20 protein-coding genes are annotated in these 21,192 nt (G+C 59.3%); 10 read left to right on the top strand and 10 right to left on the bottom strand.

What is annotated here, in order from left to right:
- Positions 1-3: 3 nt before the first annotated feature.
- Complete coding sequence (locus AB6B39_RS03050; RefSeq protein WP_284371678.1) at positions 4-363, top strand: VOC family protein; 360 nt, start codon at positions 4-6, stop codon at positions 361-363.
- Here the strand turns inward: AB6B39_RS03050 and AB6B39_RS03045 are convergent.
- Together AB6B39_RS03045 and AB6B39_RS03040 are read right to left on the bottom strand one after the other, a co-directional pair.
- The gene (locus tag AB6B39_RS03045; protein WP_284371676.1) at positions 348-788 is read right to left on the bottom strand and encodes an avidin/streptavidin family protein; all 441 of its coding nucleotides are present in this window, start codon (positions 786-788) and stop codon (positions 348-350) included. The two genes, AB6B39_RS03050 and AB6B39_RS03045, sit on opposite strands and share 16 nt — an antisense overlap.
- Positions 781-2,250: a Na+/H+ antiporter NhaC family protein gene (locus AB6B39_RS03040; RefSeq protein WP_284371674.1), complete on the bottom strand. Its 1,470-nt coding sequence runs from the start codon at positions 2,248-2,250 to the stop codon at positions 781-783. Before AB6B39_RS03040 ends, AB6B39_RS03045 begins: the two co-directional genes overlap by 8 nt.
- Before the next feature lie 101 nt (positions 2,251-2,351).
- Here AB6B39_RS03040 and AB6B39_RS03035 point away from each other — a divergent pair, with 101 nt between their 5' ends.
- The 3 genes from AB6B39_RS03035 (at position 2,352) to AB6B39_RS03025 (ending at position 7,714) form a co-directional block, all read left to right on the top strand.
- Positions 2,352-2,543 carry a hypothetical protein gene (locus AB6B39_RS03035; RefSeq protein ID WP_284371672.1) on the top strand — a complete coding sequence of 64 codons (192 nt, stop codon included), beginning with the start codon at positions 2,352-2,354 and terminating at the stop codon, positions 2,541-2,543.
- Positions 2,536-4,635: a peptidase domain-containing ABC transporter gene (locus AB6B39_RS03030; protein WP_284371670.1), complete on the top strand. Its 2,100-nt coding sequence runs from the start codon at positions 2,536-2,538 to the stop codon at positions 4,633-4,635. Before AB6B39_RS03035 ends, AB6B39_RS03030 begins: the two co-directional genes overlap by 8 nt.
- 466 nt (positions 4,636-5,101) lie before the next feature.
- Positions 5,102-7,714: a hybrid sensor histidine kinase/response regulator gene (locus AB6B39_RS03025; RefSeq protein ID WP_284371668.1), complete on the top strand. Its 2,613-nt coding sequence runs from the start codon at positions 5,102-5,104 to the stop codon at positions 7,712-7,714.
- Here AB6B39_RS03025 and AB6B39_RS03020 read toward each other — a convergent pair.
- Complete coding sequence (locus AB6B39_RS03020) at positions 7,711-8,187, bottom strand: hypothetical protein (protein WP_284371666.1); 477 nt, start codon at positions 8,185-8,187, stop codon at positions 7,711-7,713. The two genes, AB6B39_RS03025 and AB6B39_RS03020, sit on opposite strands and share 4 nt — an antisense overlap.
- A gap of 91 nt (positions 8,188-8,278) precedes the next feature.
- Here AB6B39_RS03020 and AB6B39_RS03015 point away from each other — a divergent pair, with 91 nt between their 5' ends.
- Together AB6B39_RS03015 and AB6B39_RS03010 are read left to right on the top strand one after the other, a co-directional pair.
- Positions 8,279-9,451: a PQQ-dependent sugar dehydrogenase gene (locus AB6B39_RS03015; RefSeq protein ID WP_284371664.1), complete on the top strand. Its 1,173-nt coding sequence runs from the start codon at positions 8,279-8,281 to the stop codon at positions 9,449-9,451.
- 49 nt (positions 9,452-9,500) lie between these two features.
- Positions 9,501-10,136, top strand: a complete 636-nt coding sequence (locus tag AB6B39_RS03010) for a hypothetical protein (protein ID WP_284371662.1) — start codon at positions 9,501-9,503, stop codon at positions 10,134-10,136.
- A gap of 67 nt (positions 10,137-10,203) precedes the next feature.
- Here the strand turns inward: AB6B39_RS03010 and pnp are convergent, their stop codons facing one another.
- The 3 genes from pnp to truB form a co-directional block, all read right to left on the bottom strand.
- On the bottom strand, positions 10,204-12,417 hold the full coding sequence (gene pnp, locus AB6B39_RS03005) for a polyribonucleotide nucleotidyltransferase (protein WP_284371660.1): 2,214 nt from the start codon (positions 12,415-12,417) through the stop codon (positions 10,204-10,206).
- A 158-nt stretch (positions 12,418-12,575) separates the two neighbouring features.
- Positions 12,576-12,845, bottom strand: a complete 270-nt coding sequence (gene rpsO / locus AB6B39_RS03000) for a 30S ribosomal protein S15 (protein WP_284371658.1) — start codon at positions 12,843-12,845, stop codon at positions 12,576-12,578.
- Between the two features lie 19 nt (positions 12,846-12,864).
- Positions 12,865-13,794 (bottom strand): tRNA pseudouridine(55) synthase TruB, encoded by a 930-nt coding sequence (gene truB, locus AB6B39_RS02995; protein WP_284371656.1) that lies wholly within the window; start codon positions 13,792-13,794, stop codon positions 12,865-12,867.
- 147 nt (positions 13,795-13,941) lie between these two features.
- Between truB and AB6B39_RS02990 the strand changes: the two genes are divergently transcribed.
- Entirely contained in the window at positions 13,942-14,364 is a 423-nt protein-coding gene (locus tag AB6B39_RS02990) for a hypothetical protein (RefSeq protein ID WP_284371653.1), read from the top strand.
- A 69-nt stretch (positions 14,365-14,433) separates the two neighbouring features.
- Here the strand turns inward: AB6B39_RS02990 and rbfA are convergent, their stop codons facing one another.
- On the bottom strand, positions 14,434-14,826 hold the full coding sequence (gene rbfA, locus AB6B39_RS02985; RefSeq protein WP_284371651.1) for a 30S ribosome-binding factor RbfA: 393 nt from the start codon (positions 14,824-14,826) through the stop codon (positions 14,434-14,436).
- A 30-nt stretch (positions 14,827-14,856) separates the two neighbouring features.
- Here rbfA and AB6B39_RS02980 point away from each other — a divergent pair, with 30 nt between their 5' ends.
- Complete coding sequence (locus AB6B39_RS02980) at positions 14,857-15,645, top strand: OmpW/AlkL family protein (RefSeq protein WP_284371649.1); 789 nt, start codon at positions 14,857-14,859, stop codon at positions 15,643-15,645.
- Positions 15,646-15,714: 69 nt separating this feature from the next.
- On the opposite strand, the gene AB6B39_RS02975 is transcribed toward AB6B39_RS02980, so the two are convergent.
- Both AB6B39_RS02975 and AB6B39_RS02970 read right to left on the bottom strand, forming a co-directional pair.
- Complete coding sequence (locus AB6B39_RS02975; RefSeq protein WP_284371647.1) at positions 15,715-16,593, bottom strand: TraB/GumN family protein; 879 nt, start codon at positions 16,591-16,593, stop codon at positions 15,715-15,717.
- A 26-nt stretch (positions 16,594-16,619) separates the two neighbouring features.
- Positions 16,620-16,979: a hypothetical protein gene (locus AB6B39_RS02970; RefSeq protein ID WP_371398686.1), complete on the bottom strand. Its 360-nt coding sequence runs from the start codon at positions 16,977-16,979 to the stop codon at positions 16,620-16,622.
- A gap of 105 nt (positions 16,980-17,084) precedes the next feature.
- On the opposite strand from AB6B39_RS02970, the gene AB6B39_RS02965 reads away from it, so the two are divergent.
- Both AB6B39_RS02965 and AB6B39_RS02960 read left to right on the top strand, forming a co-directional pair.
- Positions 17,085-17,597, top strand: coding sequence for an RNA polymerase sigma factor (locus tag AB6B39_RS02965; RefSeq protein ID WP_284371643.1), 513 nt, complete (start codon positions 17,085-17,087; stop codon positions 17,595-17,597).
- Entirely contained in the window at positions 17,594-18,160 is a 567-nt protein-coding gene (locus AB6B39_RS02960) for a hypothetical protein (RefSeq protein WP_284371641.1), read from the top strand. Before AB6B39_RS02965 ends, AB6B39_RS02960 begins: the two co-directional genes overlap by 4 nt.
- A 51-nt stretch (positions 18,161-18,211) precedes the next feature.
- On the opposite strand, the gene infB is transcribed toward AB6B39_RS02960, so the two are convergent.
- Entirely contained in the window at positions 18,212-21,061 is a 2,850-nt protein-coding gene (infB, locus tag AB6B39_RS02955; RefSeq protein ID WP_284371639.1) for a translation initiation factor IF-2, read from the bottom strand.
- Between the last annotated feature and the right edge of the window lie 131 nt (positions 21,062-21,192).

The following is a 21,192-nucleotide window of genomic DNA, read 5'->3' as shown; positions in this document are numbered from 1 at the left end:
GCCGTGCAGTTTGATCATATCGTTATTCTGGCTTCCGATATGGAGGCCAGCCTGCGTCATTACAGTACGCTTCTGCCCGCTCTCGGCTTTTCCAAGACGCGTGACCATGTCTGGTCTTTCGCGAATGGGTTTGAAATCGACCTGCAGCCAGCGCGGCATTCGCAGTCCTACGAACGGCATGGCCCCGGCGTGAACCATTATAGCGTGAGCGTCGGGAGCGAGGACGCCCTGGAATCGATTGCAGAGGCTTTACGTGAGGCAGGCCTCGATGTGCCGATCATTCAGTCCTTCGGCAATGCGCGAAGCCTGTTCCTGCCGGATCCGGACGGGTTACGCTTGGAAATCGCCTACGATCCCGACTGAGGCGGAAGGCCATTATCCGGTTCCTGACCAGGACGGAACGTGGCCGCCCCTGTATTGATCGTACGCCAGAGGTCGTCCCTTTCTTCCGCGTCGGGAATGTCCTTGGTATAGTGCCAGAGCGTGCGGATGAACGGGCCGTCTTCGTCCTCGGATAGCTGACCTGACCAGCTGGTGATTGAACCGAAATCGGTAAAGCTGACACTGAAGGCGATGACGTCGCCCTGTACCCAGCCTGTCAAAGGAAAGCGGCTCTGTGCATCGGGCGCGCCCAGTTCCGTCCGGTAATGACCTGTGAGCGAACCGTCCGCGGCGACACTGATCTCCACAGCCGAGCCGGCTTCATTGATCCAGAGACCGTCCATTTCGTGCGCGCTCGCCGTCTGGCAGGCGGACAGCAACATGGCAAGACAGGCCAGCCTAAGCATAGATCACACCCAGAACCAGATAGGCCGCGACTGTCAAACTGCCCGCAACCAATGCATAAGGCAGCTGCGTGCGGACATGGTCGATATGATCCGAGCCCGTCGCCATCGAGGCGATGATCGACGTATCGGATGTCGGGCTGCAATGATCGCCGAACACACCGCCGCCGATCGCAGCGGCAATGGCGAGCGAGGGATCGATGCCGTAGCTGGATGCGAGCGGGACGGCGATCGGCACCATGATGGCAAACGTGCCCCAGCTGGTCCCGGTCGAGAAGGCGACGAAACAGCTGATCAGGAAGACGAGCGCCGGCATCAGCGCCGGTGACAGAAACGCCGATGTGACGTCCGCCGTGAACACGCCCGTTCCCAATGTCCGGCACAGGCTGCCAAGTGCAAACGCCAGCAGCATCAGGATCGCCAGCGGAACCATCCCACCCATGCCCTTGAGCGCGGTCTCCATGCTCTCCCGCACCCCCAGAATGCCTTGCACCTTATAGAGCAGCATGGCGAGCATGACGGCGAGGCTGGTCGCATAGAGCACGGCCGAAGAACCTGAGCCGTCCTGCATGCGGGCGAACCAGCCGTCCCCCTCACCCGTCATGATCAGGAAAAGCGGGACCAGAACGACCATTGTCAGGATCGGGAGGATCATGTTGAATGCGCGGGGCTTCATGGCCCCGGACAATATTTTCGGCACGGGCGGAGTCTCCGCTGCCTCATCTGCAATCATCGGCACGGCCCCGTCACGCAGGATCGTGCCTCGCGCTTCGGCGGTTTTCATCTCGCCAATATCCTTGCGCGACAGAATGACGATAATGAGGACGACCAGGATCAGCATCGGATAGAAATTAAGCAGCGTCGCCTGCACCAGTTGCGAAAAGGGCTGGCTCAGACCTTCCGCGGCGATCAGCCCCATCAGATAGGCGCCCCATGCATTGAACGGGATGAGCACGCAGGACGGCGCTGAGCCCGTATCGGCGATCAGCGCCAGCTTTTCGCGGGGCATGCCGAGCTTGTCTGCCACGGGGCGAAACAGCGTACCGACCGTCAGGATGGAAATATTGCTTTCGATGAACAGTAATAGTCCTGTGCCGAGCGCCAGCAGTTCGACAAGGACGCGCTGATTCTTGGATTGGGCTTTTTGCGTGCGTCGCTCCAGCCAAGCCAGCAGGCCTGCGATAAATCCGGCCACACCGCCCGAGCGCTGGATCAGCGCAATCAACGCGCCAACGACCAAGGTGAAGAGAATGATGCGCGTATTGCCCGCATCGGAAAAGACAGTCACTACGGCATCGATCGTGTCGAATGTAGCCGCGACCGGATTTCCGCCCGCCAAAATCAGATAACCCGCTGCAATGCCGAGCCCGAGGCTCAAAAAGACCTGTCGGGTCCACAGGGCCAGTCCAATGGCCAGAATGGGCGGAAGAAGCGACCACCAGCCCGCAGTTTGAGAGACATCCATGTGCCGCGCTTTGCCCCTCAAAGCCTCTCTTTACAAGAGAGAGCGCATCGCTAGGCCTAGGGATGAATGGGTCTGTGGAACCCCCGATGGAGAGGGAGGCGATGAGCCAGCTATTTCGCAAGGAAGCCATGGAGCGCCGCTCGCGCGCTCTGTTTGGTGAGGTGGTTCTATGTGGTCCGTTGCCGCTTTGGTGTGTCGGTGTGCTGATCATGGGCGTGGGGTCGATGATTGGCGGAATCCTGTTCGGAATCGATGTGAACGGTCAGACCATCTGGAGCTGGCTGCGTGGCTGAGCTGTTCTCCAGCCGTCTCCCCGTCATTCTGCAGACGGAAATGACGGAATGCGGTCTGGCCTGCCTCGCCATGGTGGCACGCTATCATGGCCATGACGTCGATCTGAATTCGCTGCGGGACAAATATCTGCTCTCCATGCGAGGCACGTCGCTGAAGCAAATCATCAAGATCGCCGGATCTCTCAGCCTGTCGCCGCGGGCTCTGCGCGTTGATCTGGACCAGCTGCACAAGCTGGCCACGCCCGCCATCCTGCATTGGGACCTGAACCATTATGTGGTCCTGAAACGCGTACGCGGCGACCGGGTTTTCATCCACGATCCGGGCATCGGACAGCGAACATTGCCCCTGTCCAAGGTTTCCGATCATTTTACCGGGGTTGCGCTGGAACTGACGCAGGCGGCTGATTTCCAGCCCATCACGGACCGGATCCGCCCACGCCTGTCCGATCTCTGGTCGTCACTCGTCGGGGCCAAACGCGCTGTGGCGCAGACACTGCTCCTGTCGATCGCTTTGCTGGGCACGATTCTGATGGCACCCTTTCTGTTTCAACTGATCGTCGATGCCGTCCTACCCTCCCCCGATTTGCCAGGTGGCAACAGAAATTTGCTGATAGCTCTGGCGATCGGCTTTGGCGCGCTGACCGTGATGCGGGCCATCGTCGAAGCGGCACGCGGTTACACGATCGTGACTTTCGGCGCGCAGCTGTCACGACAGATGGTCGGCAATATCTTTCGTCACCTGATCCGCCTGCCCGTGCGCTATTTCGAACGCCGCCATGTCGGCGACATTATCAGCCGGATGAATTCAACACAGCCGATTCAGGAAGCGCTATCCCAATCCGTCGTTTCCGTTCTGATAGACGGGGCGATGGCGACTCTGATGCTGTTCGTCATGTTCATCTTCTCGCCGCTGCTGGCGCTGATCGTGGTCATCACGACCGCCCTGCTCGTACTGGCGACCTTGGTTCTTTACCCGCGACTGCGCGCCACTCAGGAAGAAGCCATCTATGCCCGGGCACTGGAAAACAGCCATGTCATCGAGAGCATCCGGGCGTCCACGACCGTCAAGCTGTTTGGCCGCGAAGCGGAGCGGGAGGCAAGCTGGGCCAATCTGTTTACCGATTTCATCAATTCCGACATGGCCCATCAACGCTGGCAGGTGGCGCAGACATTTGCGCAGACATTGCTGATCGGTGTGCAGGTCGTTGCCGTCGTCGTGGCTGCCGCCTGGATGATGACGGCCCCGGATGACCCTGGCGGATCCACCTTCACGGTCGGCATGCTCGTCGCCTTCCTGATCTACCGGCAATATTTCGCGGATGCGGTTGTCCAGCTGGTCACCAAGGGCAACGAATTCCGTCTGCTGTCGCTTCATCTCGACCGTCTGGCTGACATTATCCACGCTGCGCCCGACCGCGACCAGCATGGCTATGCCCCGCTGGGCCCGCTCGAGGGACGGATTACGCTGAACGGCGTGACCTTCGCCTATTCGCCCGAAGACCCGCTGGTCGTAACAGACTTCGATCTGGATGTTGCAGCGGGCGAGATGGTGACGCTGACCGGTCCGTCAGGCGGCGGCAAGACGACATTGATGAAGCTGATGCTGGGACTTTACGCGCCGAATGATGGCAGCATCCAGATCGATGGGCGGGATCTGAGCACGATCGACCCAGCGGACTGGCGCAGCCGCGTTGGCGTGGTGATGCAGGATGACCGGCTCCTGTCGGGAACGATTGCCGATAATATTGCTTTCTTCGATCCGGAAATTGACATGCAGCGCGTCATTCAGGCCGCACAGGCCGCCCGCATCCATGAAACGATTGCGGCCATCCCGATGAACTATCTGGCCGTCATCGGCGATATGGGATCAATCCTGTCGGGCGGGCAGAAACAGCGCCTCCTGCTGGCCCGCGCGCTTTATCAGAAACCCGACATTCTGTTTCTGGACGAAGGCACTGCCAATCTGGACACAGAGACAGAGGCGCAGATCGTCGCACTTGTGTCCGGTTTGGACATGACGCGGGTGATCGTTGCGCACCGCCCGGCCTTTCTGGAGGCCAGTGACAGGGTCATCACAGTGTCACAATCATAGTTAATGAATAATTATTGCACAACCTCAGTTAGAACGCATCGAATTGACACAACTGATTAACCATAAAATAGTGCATTTACAGTGCGTTAACTATAAAAAATCTCAAAATAATACATTTTTCTCTTGATAGGGGAAGTTTACTTTTGCTTAAGTATTCTCCCGCGAGTGGAATAATCCGCTCGCGCAACCACAAAGAGAAGGACTCAATATAATGCGTGAACTGACTGTTGAAGAACTCGAAGTCGTGACCGGCGGCGTGCCGATCATTGTCGGCCAAGACTTCTAAAAAACTGACAGCATTCGCTGTCTTTCATCATGTGGACACAAACCCGCTCATCTGAGCGGGTTTTCTTTTGTAAAGATACCGTTCCTTAAGCCCGTCAGGCTAGCCGATCTGGAGATTGGGTATGTTTTGACACTCTTTGCGCGATATCTCTGGCTGAGCTGCTTATTCAGCCTGTGCTGCGTGCCGTTGGCACAGGCCTCGGACAGATCTATTCTGATCAGCGACGCGGTCGTCGATTTTTTCAGTGAAGCCGAACCCGTCAATCCGGTCGAACTGTCGCTTCGCAAGCGCGACCGGTTGGGTTACGACCTCATGAACGAGCTGATCGAAGCCCTGGTCAATGCGGACAAATCCCGGATCGAGGCCGCGGTCGAAACGGCCCGCGCGGAGGCGAACGCCATGTCGCCCGCCTCCCTTCGCATTCTGGACTTTTCCGAAACCGTCCTCACCCTGTTCGACAATGAGAATCAGGTCGATCGATTCGATCAACTCAGAAGCTATTTTCAATCCCACCCGCATCAGACCGACTGGTACATCGAATCCATTGCCGAGAGCCTGACGGCCTTCACCCTGGTGTCACTCAACGATACGGTTCGGGCCGCAGAGCACCTTGATCAAGCGATGCATATTATACCGACGGAATTGTCGGACTGGGCCACGAGTGCCCGTCTGCTGGCATCCGAAGTCGCCATGACCTTGCACGGACTTCAAGGCAATCCTGTATTCATGCTCGACGCGGCCCGGACGCAGCGCAAGGCCAAGGCAGCCATCGGGGAAACCCTCAATCGCTACGAATTGATGACCAATTTCGTCTATGCTTTTAATCGGGTCCGGGATTTTGAAAGCGCGGCCCAAGTTGCAGAACTGATGCTGATCGAACCCCAGCCCGAGAATATGATCGAAGGCTTGGGCGAGGTCTATGTGGCACAGACCTTTGTCGAAGTCGGGCGCTACGCAGAAGCCCGCGATCTGGCCCGGCAATCACTGGCCGTCACCAAACACCCTCAGATCCGCAGGCGCGCGCATTATGCCCATATGCTCGGCCTTGCCGGGCTCGGCCGCGAAGCGGAAGCCCGCGCGATCATGACGGAACAGGGCTGGGTTTACAGTCGCGACGAGCTGCTTAACGACATCACCGCCGAAGCCGTCATTCATGCGGAAGCCCTGATTGCCATGCACCGCGAAGACTCGGCTTTCGCGCTGGCGCTGATGAAGCGCCGGACCGACCTGATCATCTCCCGCGTCCAGAATTCAAACTCGGCCAATATGACCGCTCTTCTGTCCAGTCTGGAGAACACGCAAGGGCGTCAGCTGGAACGCGAAGATGCACTGGCACGCGAAGCGGCGTTGAAGGCTGTACAGCTGGAACAGCAGACCAAGATGAACCGCCTGCTCTGGGTCTTGCTGGCTGTCCTGACCATCGCGTTCAACATGCTGCTGGCCTTCCTGCGCTACCGCGAAAAGCTCAGCCGCAAGGTCCAGGCGCTCCAGAAAGACGCGCTCTCTGCGGAGAAGATGAAGACCGAATTCCTCGGTATCGTCAATCATGAGCTGCGGACTCCGCTGAACGGTATCATCGGCATTAGCGACGCCATGATCCACAATGCCTCCGACCCGACAACAAAAGCCCAGGCCGAGGCGGTGCAGGAGAGCGGACAACTTCTATTCGATCTGCTCGACAGTCTGATCACCATGTCCACGATCGAAGGCAACCGTCTGGCTTTGGCTGCTGACGAGGCCGATCTGTCGCGCACGATTACGGCAGAAGCGAAAAGCTGGGAGCCTGCGGCAGAACAGAAAAACGTCGCCTTCAGCCATTATGTTGCGCCCGAAGTCGGTACGCTGATCGTCGGCGACCAGAAACGGATTCGCCAATGCGTTCGCTTCCTGCTGTCAAATGCCGTCCGCTTCACGCATGAAGGCCGCATCCATTTGCACGCCACCGCCGAACCGGACGGGCCCAAACATATGGCGCTGAGCCTGGTTGTGGCCGATACGGGTCAGGGGATCAGCGAAGCCGTGCAGGAACGCATGTTCAAACCCTTCCTGCAAGCCGACAGCACCATGACGCGTAAATATGGCGGCGCAGGTCTCAGCCTTGCGATTGCCCGCAAACTGGCCCGCATGATGGATGGCGACCTGACCGTCACCTCGCGCGAAGGGCGCGGATCCGAATTTCATTTCACGGCGCGCCTGCCCCGCGCCGATGCCTATGAGCCCGAACTGGCGGTCGAGGCAGAAACAATGCTTGCCGCAGAAGCCGGCCCGCAGACACTTACCGCCCCGGCACCCGCTGGCCTGGACGCGTTGAGCGAGCCGGAAGAAATTATCGACCTGATGCTGGAGCAGCAGCTCTTCGCCGAGACGACGGACGTCTCGCCCGCCAGACTGTCGGCACAGGGAGCGACGGCCCTATCCTCCCTGACCTTACTGGTCGGGGATGACCTGACCCTTCAGACCAGCGAAATGCGTGCCGCGCTCAAATCAATGGGCTGCCAGACAGTCGCCGTCGATCAGGCCGACCAGCTGATTGAACAGCTCGAGCGCAAACGTTTCGACGTCGTCATTCTGAACCTGCACAGCCCCGCGCTGGGCGGACGTGATACGGCGGCGCGAATTCGGCAATTGCCCGTGCCAGCGGGGCAGGTTCCCCTCATTGCACTGGCACGACCCGGACAGACCGGTGTTGATGCCGATGACGCGATGTTCGATCATGTGCTGACCCATCCCGTGACGAAAGCAGAAATCGAGGCTGCACTCAGCCAGATCCAGACCGTCGGGCGAGCCGCCTAGACTGTCACGCGCTTTCGGCGTGATTGCCTGACCTTGAGGCGCTGTGTCAGTCCGGCGAAAGCCCAGCCACCGACAGCCCCGGCGCCCAGTTGCAGGCTCAGGCCCAGAGGGCCGCGCGCACCGGCAATCAGGGTAATGTCGAAAAAGGCTGCTTTCATCGCCAGCAGCATGACAACCATCGCGACGGTCCCCGCTGTGATGAAAACAACCGGACGCCCAAAACCGGCTGCGCGATAAACCAGCAGGCCTGCCAGATAGGCGATCAACGTGCCCGCGAAGATGATAATTCCGTAGATCGAGCCGAGATGGATCAGATCATAAGCTGTCATGGACAGCCGGTCGCCAAGAGTGATCTCCGCCCCGACGGCATTGAGGCGGGCCAGAACGATCTGGGTCTGCCCGATCACGGCCAGCACCGTCGTTACGGACGCGCCAAAGAGCCAGCCCGCCAGAAATCGCAATGTGACGTTCATGGATGTCGTGCTTTCATCGCTGCGGCCAAGTGGTTGTCATTATCTTCGCTACGCCTACTGTGTCCGAGGGGTCAAATCCGAAGGACACTTCATGCTACGACGCGACCACTTCGCAAGCCTGACAATCTTTACCTTGCTAAGCGTCGGCTTGAGCGGATGCCGGGAACCCCAGCCCGCCCCGGATATTCAGCGACTCGGATCCGACTCATTCGTCATGGAAACGGTCATTGACGGGCTTGAACGCCCATGGTCGGTCGAACCCCTCGGGAACGCAGCCTATCTGATTACCGGAAAACTCGGCGTTCTGTGGCTCGTGGAAGGCGGACAGGCGCGAGAGATTGCCGGGCTGCCGGATGTTTTGATCGCTCAGCGTGACAAGCGCATCGCCGTCAAAGGCCACGGTGGATTGCTGGACATCGGGCTGCCCCCGGACTTTGCCGCAACGGGTGATATCTACCTCTCCTACTCCTATGGTGACTGGGACGCGAACGGGACCGCCCTGCTGCGGGCGAGGCTGGATGGCGACCAGATGCTGGACGCGCAGACTCTGTTCGAATCCAGCTTTCCGAAAGCATCAGGTCGCCATTATGGCGGCCGGATCGTCTTTCCTGATGATGGCACGCTGCTGCTGAGCCTGGGTGATGGAATGGCCTTGCGCGAGGAAGCGCAGAAACCGGACTCGCATCTGGGGTCCGTCGTCAGGATCAATCGCGACGGCAGCCCGCCGGACGATAATCCTGACTTCGGCGAGGGCGCGGAGCCCGAAATCTATACGATCGGCCACCGCAATGTGCAGGGCCTGGCCATCGACCCGGAGACGGGCGCGATCTGGTCGCATGAGCATGGTCCGCGCGGCGGGGACGAACTCAACCGTCTGCGCGCCGGCGCCAATTATGGCTGGCCGGTCGTCACGACAGGGCGCGACTATCAGGGTGCCCGGATTAGCCCCGACGAAACCGATCCGCGCTTCGAAGCGCCCGTGCATGACTGGACGCCGTCCATCGCACCGTCCGGTCTGGTGATCTATCGCGGCGCGCTTTTCCCCGACTGGGAGGGGGACGCGCTGAGCGGCGGGCTGGCGTCAGAAGATATTCGTCATGTCGATCTGAACACGGGTATGGAGACCGCCCTGCTGGGTGATCTGAAAACGGGTCCGGATACGTTCCGCGTTCGCGATCTGGCTGTCGATGAGGATGGTGCGCTGCTGATTCTGGTCGAAGACCCTGACAATGGGCGACTGATCCGGTTAATGCCGAAGGAATAGACTCTTTTGGGGACGTTGACGCGTAACGCGCACAAGGAAGGGACAGGGTATGAAAATGGGAACGCGATTGATCCTTGGAGCCGGACTGGCCTGTTTTGCTCTTGCAGGCTGTATGGCCGAGGCCCCCGAAACGCCCGCAAAGGCCAAACTCGTTACGGAGGCGGGCGATCCGACGCTCGCCTTGACCACTGTGCCGGACTGGGCTCGCGCCAATATCCGTTACATGAGCGCCGGGACGGGTCAGTGGATTGCCGATAATGCGACCTACCGTTCAGAGGGCGAGCCGTGGGATTCCTACGTCATCGAATGGACGGCAGGACCAGACGATCTGTCCATGACGGCGCGCATGTATGCGCTCAAAGACGGTCAACCCAGTCAGGGCGACTTCTGGAGTTTCTATCAGTTCTGGGATTACCCGGCGGGCCAGATGCGCATCATCCAGAATGGCTGGGGCGTTCACGGGGAAGGCACGATCTGGATGGATGAAGACGGGGCCACGCTGATCGCGGAGCAGCGTTTCACCCCCGTATCAGGACCGGCCTATAGCGTCCGACACGAGACAGCCGAGCTGTCCGAGACCGAGCATCGCAGCGCATCGCTCAATCCGTCGGATGCGGGTACATGGGTGACGGACCGCGCCTATGTCTGGGTTCGCACCTCGTCAGACGCGGTGGCTGCGCCATGAAAAAACCCGGCCAGAAGGCCGGGCTTATTGGTTCAACCTGATCTCAGGCCTTTCTCGTCGTCGCGAGCTAGTCTTCGTCTTTACGCGGCGAACGGCGGCGACGCGGACGACGGGGCTTGTCATCGCCGTCTTCGTCATCGTCACGCTTGGAGCGCGCGCGTTCTTCGACTTCAACTTCTTCGCCCGTTTCCTGATCGACATGTTTCATCGACAGGCGAACCTTGCCGCGATCGTCAAAGCCCATCAGCTTGACCCAGACGTCTTGTCCTTCTTCAAGGAAATCGGACGGGTGATTGACGCGCTCTGGCTTGATCATGGAGACATGAACCAGACCGTCCTTCTTGCCGAAGAAGTTCACGAAGGCACCGAAGTCGACGACCTTGACGACCTTGCCCTTATAGACCTTGCCCGCTTCTGGCTCAGCCGTCAGCGATGTGATCCATTCCTTGGCGGCGTCGATGGATTTCTGGTCGTTGGACGCGATCTTGATCGTGCCGTCATCTTCGACCGAGACGCGGGCACCTGTCGTGTCGACGATTTCGCGGATGACCTTGCCGCCGGAACCGATGACGTCACGGATCTTGTCGACCGGAATGCTCATCTGCTCGATGCGCGGGGCAAATTCGCCGACGCTCTCACGGCTTTCGGTCAGGGCTTCATTCATCTTGTCGAGAATGTGCAGGCGACCGTCATAGGCTTGGGCCAGAGCCGTTTCCATGATGTCTTCCGTGATGCCGGCGATCTTGATGTCCATCTGCAAAGACGTGATGCCTTCGCTTGTCCCGGCAACCTTGAAGTCCATGTCGCCAAGGTGATCTTCATCACCCAGAATGTCCGACAGAACGGCAACGCCATTATCGTCCTTGATCAAGCCCATGGCGATACCGGAAACCGGACGCTTGAGCGGAACACCCGCATCCATCATCGCCAGTGAACAGCCGCAGACCGTCGCCATGGATGAGGAGCCGTTGGACTCAGTGATCTCGGACACCAGACGGATCGTGTAGGGGAAGTCCTCATTGCTGGGCAGAACCGCCTGCAGCGCGCGCCAGGCAAGCTTGCCGTGGCCATGTTCGCGACGCGACGTGCCGCCCATGCGTCCCGTTTCCCCGACCGAGTAGGGCGGGAAATTATAGTGCAGCATGAACTTGTTCTTGATCGTGCCGGTCAGCTGATCAACGAACTGCTCGTCCTCGGACGTGCCCAGCGTTGCCACACAGATGGCCTGCGTTTCGCCGCGCGTAAACAGAGCGGACCCGTGCGTACGGGGTAGCAGACCCGCCATGGCTTCGATCGGACGCACTTCGTCGGTCTTGCGACCGTCGATGCGCTTCTTGGTCTTGATCACGCTCTGGCGAACCGTCTCGGATTCGACGGATTTGAACACGTCGTTGAAGACGGCTTCGGTCATGCCATGCGGATTTTCATCCGAAACGACCAGTTTGGTCTTGGCGTCTGCCTTGGCATCGCGCAGCGCGTCCTGGCGCTCCATCTTGTCTTTCTTCTTGTAAGCCGCCTTGATGCCTTTCTCGGCGATTTTCTTGACGTCTTTCTTCTCGTCTTCGAGGTTTGGAGTGACATAGTCGTAAGCAGGTTTGGCGCCGGCTTTTTCGACCAGATCGTGGATCGCTTCGATGACGTCCTGACAGGCTTCGTGAGCGAACATGACAGCGCCGAGCATCTGCTCTTCGGTCAGTTCCTTGGCTTCGGATTCCACCATCATGATGGCTTCGTGCGTCCCGGCGACAACGAGGTCGAGTTCGGACTCGACCATTTCGTCGAGCATCGGGTTGAGGACATAATCACCATCGATCAGGCCGACGCGGGCCGCACCAATCGGACCGGCAAAAGGCGCGCCGGACAAGGCCAGAGCAGCAGACGCCGCAACCATGCCGATAATGTCGGGTTCGTTTTCGAGGTCGTGCTGCAGGACCGTGATTACCACCTGAACTTCGTTGCGGAAGCCCTTTGGAAACAGCGGGCGGATCGGACGGTCGGTCAGGCGGGAGATCAGCGTCTCGCGCTCGGTCGGACGGCCTTCGCGTTTGAAATAGCCACCCGGCACCTTACCGGCGGCATAGAATTTTTCCATATAATTGACGGTCAGCGGGAAGAAGTTCTGCCCCGGACGCGCCTCTTTGGCATAGCAGGCTGTCGCCAGCAGTTTGGTCTCGCCATAAGTGGCCATGACGGCACCGTCGGCTTGGCGGGCAACCTGACCGGTCTCCAATGTGAGCTCGCGGCCCGCCCAATCGATCGTGACGGAATGTTTGTTGAACATGTGTGTAGTCTTTCGTTTCGTACGTATGACGTCCGTTGCCCCGCGCTGGTATCCCTCAATGGGCTTGAATGGCGGGTGGACGCTTTTTTCGAATGTGCTGAATGCACGAAAGCCGCCGAAGCCCTCTTCGGCGGCTTTATTCTTATCAGGAACGGGGCCTAGCGGCGCAGTTCCAGTCGCTTGATCAGGTCCTGATAGCGGGCTTCGTCCTTGTCCTTCAGATAATCCAGCAGGCGACGGCGCTTATTGACCATGGTCAGAAGGCCGCGGCGGGAATGGTTATCCTTGGCGTTGGTCTTGAAGTGTTCAGTCAGCGTCTTGATGCGGTGCGTCAGGATCGCGACCTGGACTTCGGGGGATCCGGTATCACCGGGTTTGGTTGCGTATTCAGTGACCAGTTCGGCCTTACGCTCTGGGGTAATCGACATCGGTTTCTCCATATTGCGTTCAAAGGTTGAACACGCGTTTCGGAAAAAGCTCCTCTCCACGTGGTTGGCACAGCGCAATTGGCAAACCCTCAGCCTCGGCCAATATCCATTCCCTATTCGATAGGGCAGAGGATTGGAGAGATTGGGGGGCGGCGATTGCACGGCCCTGCCTCAAAGCGGTCGTCTGCGGGTCGGTCACGGCCAGCACCGGGATGTCGTCCAGTGCGGTCGAGAGCGGCAGCAACCCCTCATCGGCGCGCGCGCCATCGCATAATTCCGACAGCGCGTCCAGCGTCAATGACCGTTGCAGATCGAATGGCCCGACCCGTGTGCGGCGCAGCCGGGACACATGCCCGTCCACACCGAGGGCGACGCAAATATCGCGCGCCAAGGAGCGCACATAGGTACCTTTGCCGCAATCGACGGTGAAGGATGCCGTGTCGCCGTCAAAGGCTGTCATCGTCACAGCGTCGATTCTGACAAGGCGCGTCTTCATCGCGACTGCTTCGCCTGCCCGCGCCAGATCATAGGCGCGCTTGCCGTCGATCTTGATGGCGGAGTATCTGGGCGGCACCTGCTCCACCGTACCCATAAAGCGGGGCAGGACGCCGGTAACGGCTGTGCGGGTCGGGCGGGCATCGCTCTTTCCCGTGACGTCACCTTCCGCGTCCAGCGTCGCCGTACTGACCCCGAACGCGATGTCGAATTCATAGGATTTGGCCGCGTCCATCAAAAACGGCACCGTCTTGGTCGCCTCGCCCAGTGCAATCGGCAGAATCCCCGTCGCCAGCGGATCGAGCGTTCCTGCATGACCGGCTTTTTGGGCGTCCATTAGCCGCCTGACGATTGCGACGGCCTTGGTACTGCCAAGCTCCAGCGGCTTGTCCAGCACCACCCAGCCATGCACGGCCTGCCCGCGCTTGCGTCGATTACGTCCGTTGGGGTCCATGGGGGGGGGCTTGGCGATGCAAACAGAGTCTGGCAAGAAGGACGGTCTATCTTCATTGAAAATTCGTCATAAACTGAACCGCTTGGTTGAGTGTCTTGTCGCCGCCGACTAGCTGTCATCGAAGGGCGCGGATTATGGGGGACTTTAATGACCATCAGATTTTTGACACTAGCCGCCTGCGCCATCAGCTTGGGGGCCTGCTCCACCGTCGTTAACGGCAAGAACCAGCTCGTACAATTCGATACAGGCTCAGTGACGGGCGCGGATTGCGTAGCAAAAGGTGGATCCGACTTCGCCGTGAACAAGCAATTTCAGACACCGGCAGACGTCAAACTGCCCCGTTCGAGCAAGGCACTGAATATTACCTGCAACAAGACTGGTTATCAGACGGCGAGTCGCACTATTTCCGGCAAGGTCGAGGGCTCTACGGCAGGCAACCTCGTTCTCGGTGGGCCGATCGGTGTCGGCGTCGATGCGCTGACCGGCGCAATCTACAAATATCCTGATACAGTTTCGATCCCGATGGACCCTCTCCAGCCGCCTACCGTCACGGGCGAGCCGATCTCCTAGAGCCAAGTCTGCCTGATGGCAGATCATCCGTAACTGTGAAACAAAAAGCCGCCCTCCGGTGCGGCTTTTTCATTCCTCTTCCGAACCCAGATCGCGCGCGACTTCAGGGCGGGCCAGCAGGCGCGCCATATCGTCAGCAGTATCGAAGGTGGTGTCGAGCCTGAAATTCAGGCGCGGCGTGCTTTTCATTTCCAGTTCGCGTCCAAGACGTCCGCGTAGAAACCGCCCGCAGCGTTGCAGGCCCGCAATGACGGCGTCCGCATCCGCGTCGGTCCCAAGCGGCGCCGCAAAAACCGTCGCCACCTTCAAATCCGCCGATGCCCGCACTTCGGCGATGGTCACGCTGACACCTTGCAGGGCCGGGTCCCGCAGGTCCTCGCGGTTGATAATATCCGCCAGTGCGCGGCGAATAAGTTCGCCTGCCTTGAGCTGACGTTGGGAAGGAGGTCTGTTGCGGGCCATGACGATGCAGATAGGGACCGCGCCGCGAAATTGAAAGATGATCCCGCAGCGTCGGAAACGGAACGGTTTCGTGTCGCCCATCACATCTATGACCTGCGAAATGTCGGACAGGATCCGCGTCAGAACAAGGAGACCATTATGCTGACGCCATCCCTTCCCAGACAAGATTTTCTGAAGTCATCCATTCTGAAGACCACGATGCTGTGCGGTCTGATCGCGGCCCCGTTCATGGTCGCCCCGACGGCCCTGGCCGGATCAGTGGATGATCCGTGGCTCGTGCGGGTTCGCGGCCTGTCCGTCATGCCGGATGAAGCGGGCACGACCGTTCCGCTGGGCGGTACTGTGTCGATCGAGAACCAGATCGTCCCCGAACTCGACATTTCCTATTTCTTCACCGAAAACTTCGCTGTCGAAGCCATTTTCGCCGTCACGCCGCATGACGTCTCGGTCGAGAACTCCTTGCTGGGCGATGTCGATCTTGGCGATGTCTGGCTGCTGCCGCCAACGGTCACCGCGCAATATCACTTCAATCCGCGGGGCAAGGTCCGTCCCTATGTCGGTGCCGGGATCAACTATACGGCCTTCTTCAATGCCGACTCAGGCCCGGTCGCCAACACGATCGAATATAGTGACGAATTTGGCTGGGCGCTCAATGCCGGGGTCGATATTCCAGTTAATGACATCTGGTTTGCCAATATCGACGTCAAGAAACTGTTCCTGGAAACCGACGTTGTCGCCAATGCTGGCGGACTGATCGTCACGTCCGATGTGCAAATCGATCCGTGGATCGTCGGTGTCGGCTTCGGGCGCAGATTCTAGAGACAGTCAGCCCGGACAATCATCCATGTGGGGCGATGGGGGCGCAGTCTGCGTCCCCATCTGCGACCTCTATTCGTCGACCAGACTGATGCGGCGGACTGTATAGCCACGGGCCTGCAACATGGACTGGACCGACTCCGGGCCCACCAGATGGCCCGCGCCGACGGCAATGAAATCACGGCCTGAGCCCTGCATCTCCGCGTCGATAATCTCCGCCCAGTTCGCATTCCGGTTGGTGAACATGGCCGCAAAAATATCTGGATAATCTGCGCGCATTTCGGCCAGCAATTCAGTTTCGATCATTTCGACATCGCCCTTCGACCATGCGTGCGCGACCTGCAAAAGCGTCTCGCCGATGCTGTCCAGATCATCCAGACTGCTCATCAGAAAACCGACCTGGTCGTCACCTTCCAGACTGGCGAGCATGCCGACCTGAAAAGCGGGGCTTTCGAGCCCGCGACGGGGACGATCCGCATAATCGTCTTCCAGCTCTTTCTCGACGCCGTTTTCGGGATTGAACCCAGCCTGTACAAGGCTTGTCATGCTGAGCATGACCGCCGCCAGCCAGGGCCGCATCGGGTCGATCTGCGCCAGCGGAACGCCAAGCGAGTCCAAGGTCGCTGTCAGCGTGGCGAGTTGATCCTCGCTCAGACGCTTGGATAGTGGCATGTCCGGCGACAATCCCTTTTCGCCCATCAGCGCCTGAATCTCGGCCACGGCCTGTGGCGATGTCGCATCCTCGATTTCGAACCAGACTTCATCCGCCTGCTGAATTTCAGCTTTCAGGGCCTGCGTTTCCCAGTCGAGCCCGTCTGGCAGAACGTGGATAGTCGGGAACAGAACGACGCGACTATCCGCATCAGTAATTTCCCAGGCGGGCGGCGCGGCCAGCGCCGGCGTTGCGGTCAGCAAACTGCAAAGCGCGGCGGTTATGAATATGTCTTTCATGATGGTCTCCTCTGGCTGATGATGACTTAGCTGATGAAAAGTTTCACAGTCTGACTGATCAGGGCACCAAGCATCATGCCCATTGCCATCAGGCCGATGATCCGCTGCGGGGCCAGCGCTTCGTGCGAACACGCCTTGCCCGGTCCACGACCCGTAATCGGACGCTTTTCCTGCCAACGCGCGAATATAAGCGGGCCGATCGACAAAGCCAGACCTGCGCTACCGATTATCAGAAAAGGGGTGAGCCGATCCATGACGCCCCATGGGGTGTCATGAACGGCGAACAGTAAGCCCAACAATACGGCATAGCCCCCTAGCGAACCCATAATCGTTGCCCGAAGCAGGTGCGCATTTGACGTTTCGTTTTTTCGATCAAAATGTGTCATCTGTAAACTCCCGTGTTTGACGGGAGAACAGTCGGAGAATGAGGATATTCGTTACAAAAAAGCGTCTTTGAAGATGTTTGTAACATATCTGCTTTGACGGCGACTATGGCCAGTATGACCGGGGTTCTGGATTTTGAGACCATTGTGCGCGAACAGGCGCCGCTGATCGGCCGGATTGCGTCTACCTATGAACGTCGTCCGGCCCTGATCGAAGAATTGACGCAAGATGTCTTGCTCGCGCTCTACCGTGCTCTGCCGACCTTCCGCGGCGATGCGAGCCTGAAAACCTTTATCGCCCGGATTACGCATAATGTCTGCGTCGATCATGTGCGACGAGCCACCTGCAGACCGGCTGAACAGGGCGATGACGCACTGAGTCACATGATCGATCCGTCCCAAAGTGCAGAAGAGGTTACGGACCTGTCCCTGGCACGCGACCGTCTTCTCACAGCTGTACGGAATTTGCCTGTCGCCAGCCGACAGATCGTCTCATTGCATCTGGAAGGATTTGACAATCTGGAGATCGCCGACGTTCTGGGCCTGACACCCGGCAATGTGCGGGTCCGGCTTCACCGTAGCAAAGACACGCTCAGAGACATGATGGAGACAGGACGATGAGCGATTTGCAATCCCTGTGGCAGAGTTCTGCCCCGCCGCTAGACGCCGACAAGCTGATAGCACGGCTACAGAAACAGAACCGGGCGCTGCGCCGGGTCAACCGGATCAGCTTTGCCGTCAGCCTGATTTCGCTGATCGTTATTCTCGCCCTGGAGTTTCTCGGTCGCATTCCGACAAAGGGACTTCTCAGCCTGCTTGGCGCTGGCGGCCTCATCTGGAGCGTATGGAAATACCGCCGTGACAAGGCGCGGCTGATCGCCGCCTATTCCGAAGAACCAGGAAAACTCCTGCCTTTTCTGATTAAACGCACACGGGCCGCGCGCAATCTCGGCCTTTATTTTCTGCTAACACCCCTGCCCAGCATTGGCTTGGGGTATGGCGTCGGTTATCTATTTGACCGGGCTGGTCATGAGGATGCAGCCAATCCGGACATCCTGCTAGCGATCATCGTGCCTGCTCTTCTGCTGGTGGCTGCCTTGATGATCTATGGCTACCGTCTGGCCCGACGCAAATCCACCGAACTGGAAGAGCTGTTAGCCCTGCAGGCCGAACGCCACGCATGAAAAAGGGAGGCCGGAGCCTCCCTGATCCTTTTGTGTATCGATGCGGAAGATCTAGGCGTCTTCGCTCTCACTTGCACTTGCGCTTGCACTCGCGCTTTCCGCTTCCATGTCGGACATGGCGACATCGTCGAGCGAGCGATCGACCATTTCGACCGTGAAGCACTCGATCTGATCGCCCTTGCGGATGTCTTCATAGTTCTCGAAGGCCATGCCGCATTCCATGCCACTCTGCACCTTCTCGACTTCATCCTTGAAACGCTTGAGCGTCTTGAGCGTGCCTTCGTGGATCACGACATCGTCGCGCAGCAGACGCACACCGGAGCCGCGTTCGACACGACCATCCGTGACGCGACAGCCCGCAACCTTGCCCAGCTTGGAAATGTTGAACACTTCCAGGATCTCGGCGTAGCCGATGAAGGTTTCGCGGCGCTCCGGATTGATCATGCCCGTCAGAATGCCCTCAATATATTCGATCAGCTCATAGATGATCGAATAGTAGCGGATTTCGACGCCTTCCCGTTCGGCCAGTTCCTTGGCCTGCTTATTGGGTCGGACGTTGAACGCGATGATCGGCGCACCCGCCGTCATGGCCATCTGCACGTCGGATTCGGAAATACCGCCCGCCGCCGCATAGATGACATTGGCTTTGACCTCTGAGTTTGACAGGCCTTCGAGCGACGCCTTGATGGCTTCGGCGGAGCCCTGAACATCGGCTTTGACCAGCAGTGGCAGTTCGGACACTTCCTTGTTCTGCAGCTTGGCCATCATCTGTTCCATCGACGCCAGAGCCGAAGGCTGCGCTGCCGCATCCTGCTTCTTCTTGCGTTGACGATATTCGACGATCTCTCCGGCTTTCTTCTCGCCATCGACCACGGCGAAGGGCTCGCCCGGCATCGGTGCGCCGTCCAGGCCCATCACTTCGACGGGAACGCTCGGACCGGCAGATTTCACCTGCTTGCCGCGCTCGTCCATCATCGCCTTGACCTTGCCCATATATTCGTCGGCCACGATCATGTCGCCGCGTTTAAGCGTGCCGCGCTTGACCAGCAGGGTCGTGACGGCGCCGCGCCCCTTCTCGAACCGGGATTCGATCACCAGCCCGTCCGGATTGCGTTTCGGATTGGCTTTCAGTTCCATCAGTTCGGCCTGAAGCGTGATCGCTTCGGCAAGTTCGGTCAGGCCGGTCTTCTCCTTGGCCGAGACCGGAATCGCCTGCACGTCACCGGACATGTTTTCCGTGATGATTTCATATTGCAGCAGGTCAGTTTCGACCTTTTGCGGATTGGCTTCATACGTATCCATCTTGTTGATGGCGACGATGATCGGCTTCCCGGCTGCCTTGGCGTAGCGGATCGACTCGATCGTTTGCGGCTTCACCCCGTCATCGGCGGCCACGACCAGAACGACAATATCGACGGCTTCCGCGCCGCGCGTCCGCATCTGCGCAAAGGCCGCATGGCCCGGCGTGTCGAGCACGGTGATCTTGTCACCCGATTTCAGCTGCAACTGATAGGCCCCGATATGCTGCGTGATCCCGCCGGCTTCGCCCGCGGCGACATCGGTCGCGCGCAATGCGTCCAGCAGCGAGGTCTTGCCGTGATCGACATGCCCCATGATCGCAATCACGGGTGGACGCGGCTTGCGGTCCTTTTCCTGGCTCGGCGTGTCGTCGATCAGGAAGTCCATTTCGACATCGGACTCTGAAACCCGTTTGACCGTATGACCGAAATCTTCAACAATGAGCTGTGCCGTATCGGCATCAATGACATCGTTGAGCGTGGACATCGTGCCCTGCTGCATCAGGTATTTCACCACATCGGCGCCGCGCTCGGCCATACGATTGGCGAGGTCGGCAATGGTGATGGTTTCTGGAACGGTGACTTCGCGCTGCACTTTCTCGCGCGAACCGCTACCGCCCATACGGCGCTGACGTTCGCGTTCGCGCTTGCGTTTGACCGCTGCCAGGCTGCGCTGGCGATCTTCCTGACCTGAGAGGGCGGACACGATCGTCAGCTTGCCTCGCCGACGCTTCTGCTCGCCCTTGGAGCGGGTCGGCGGCGGCGTATTGCGTTTCTTCTTGATGCGACCGCCAGCTTTTTCCAGCTCGCTCATCTCGGCTTCGGTCTTGCCGCGTTCGAGCGGCGAGCCGACAGATTTGCGTTGCAGACGCTCCTGCTCTTCTTTTTCCTTGCGGCGGGCTTCGGCTTCCTCTTCCTCGATCCGTTTCAGTTCGGCTTCTTCCTCAGCGCGTTTCTTGGCTTCGAGCATTTCCTGCTCTTCACGCATGCGGGCTTGACGCGCTTCGGCTTCGGCCGCCTTCCTGGCAGCGCGTTCGGCGGCCTGAGCCTGCGCTTTCTGCAGCGCTTCCATACGGACCTTGAACTCGGCCACAGACAGACCCTGCTCGCGCGCAGCGGCGGCAATCTGCTCTTCCGTGAGTGCGGCCGCTTTAGTCGGAGCGGGTTTCGGTGTCGGTGCGGGCTTGGCCTCTGCAGCCGACTTGATCGGTGGGGCCAGGGTCGGTGCCTTGGTCGGTGTGGCTTTTTTCGGCGTCGCGGCTTGCGGTCCGCTGGATGCACGGGCCGTCGCGCCTTCCGGTGCCGGAATGTTCACGGCCTTGGGTTCGGCCTTGGCTGTGGGGGCAGCTGCAGCCGGTGCGTCGACTTTCGGCGTGACTGGCTTGGGCGCAGCCTTCGGCGCTGCCGCGTCGCCACGTGGCTTGAGTTGAATTTTCGGCTTGGCGCCGCTTGCGCCTGTCCCACCGGCACCCGGCTTGACCAGACGCTTCTTTTTCTTTTCCACGACCACAGCCGAAGGGCGCGCCGTCGTGCGGCGCGGGCTGCGTGTGGGTCCACCAGGTCCGCCGGGGCGGCGGGGACGGTTGTTATTATTGTCGCTCATGCTTCACTTTCACTTCGTCAATTCGTCGGGGCGGTCGTCCGGGCTGCCCAACCCATTCGTCCACCTTGGAGACCGCCATCCATGCGTCCCGCCTTGCGACGGGCCGCAACCTAGCGGCAAAACCTATTTAT

It is taken from the genome of Algimonas porphyrae, from assembly GCF_041429795.1.
Classification (GTDB): Bacteria; Pseudomonadota; Alphaproteobacteria; order Caulobacterales; family Maricaulaceae; genus Litorimonas; species Litorimonas porphyrae.
This window is presented reverse-complemented; position numbering and strand designations above follow the sequence as displayed.

Coding starts and splice junctions, on each gene's coding strand:
- AB6B39_RS03045 (WP_284371676.1), bottom strand. CDS start 788: ATGCTTAGGCTGGCCTGTCTTGCCATGTTGCTGTCCGCCTGCCAGACG.
- AB6B39_RS03040 (WP_284371674.1), bottom strand. CDS start 2,250: ATGGATGTCTCTCAAACTGCGGGCTGGTGGTCGCTTCTTCCGCCCATT.
- AB6B39_RS03035 (WP_284371672.1), top strand. CDS start 2,352: ATGAGCCAGCTATTTCGCAAGGAAGCCATGGAGCGCCGCTCGCGCGCT.
- AB6B39_RS03020 (WP_284371666.1), bottom strand. CDS start 8,187: ATGAACGTCACATTGCGATTTCTGGCGGGCTGGCTCTTTGGCGCGTCC.
- AB6B39_RS03015 (WP_284371664.1), top strand. CDS start 8,279: ATGCTACGACGCGACCACTTCGCAAGCCTGACAATCTTTACCTTGCTA.
- AB6B39_RS03010 (WP_284371662.1), top strand. CDS start 9,501: ATGAAAATGGGAACGCGATTGATCCTTGGAGCCGGACTGGCCTGTTTT.
- pnp (WP_284371660.1), bottom strand. CDS start 12,417: ATGTTCAACAAACATTCCGTCACGATCGATTGGGCGGGCCGCGAGCTC.
- rpsO (WP_284371658.1), bottom strand. CDS start 12,845: ATGTCGATTACCCCAGAGCGTAAGGCCGAACTGGTCACTGAATACGCA.
- truB (WP_284371656.1), bottom strand. CDS start 13,794: ATGGACCCCAACGGACGTAATCGACGCAAGCGCGGGCAGGCCGTGCAT.
- AB6B39_RS02990 (WP_284371653.1), top strand. CDS start 13,942: ATGACCATCAGATTTTTGACACTAGCCGCCTGCGCCATCAGCTTGGGG.
- rbfA (WP_284371651.1), bottom strand. CDS start 14,826: ATGGCCCGCAACAGACCTCCTTCCCAACGTCAGCTCAAGGCAGGCGAA.
- AB6B39_RS02975 (WP_284371647.1), bottom strand. CDS start 16,593: ATGAAAGACATATTCATAACCGCCGCGCTTTGCAGTTTGCTGACCGCA.
- AB6B39_RS02970 (WP_371398686.1), bottom strand. CDS start 16,979: ATGACACATTTTGATCGAAAAAACGAAACGTCAAATGCGCACCTGCTT.
- AB6B39_RS02965 (WP_284371643.1), top strand. CDS start 17,085: ATGGCCAGTATGACCGGGGTTCTGGATTTTGAGACCATTGTGCGCGAA.
- AB6B39_RS02960 (WP_284371641.1), top strand. CDS start 17,594: ATGAGCGATTTGCAATCCCTGTGGCAGAGTTCTGCCCCGCCGCTAGAC.
- infB (WP_284371639.1), bottom strand. CDS start 21,061: ATGAGCGACAATAATAACAACCGTCCCCGCCGCCCCGGCGGACCTGGT.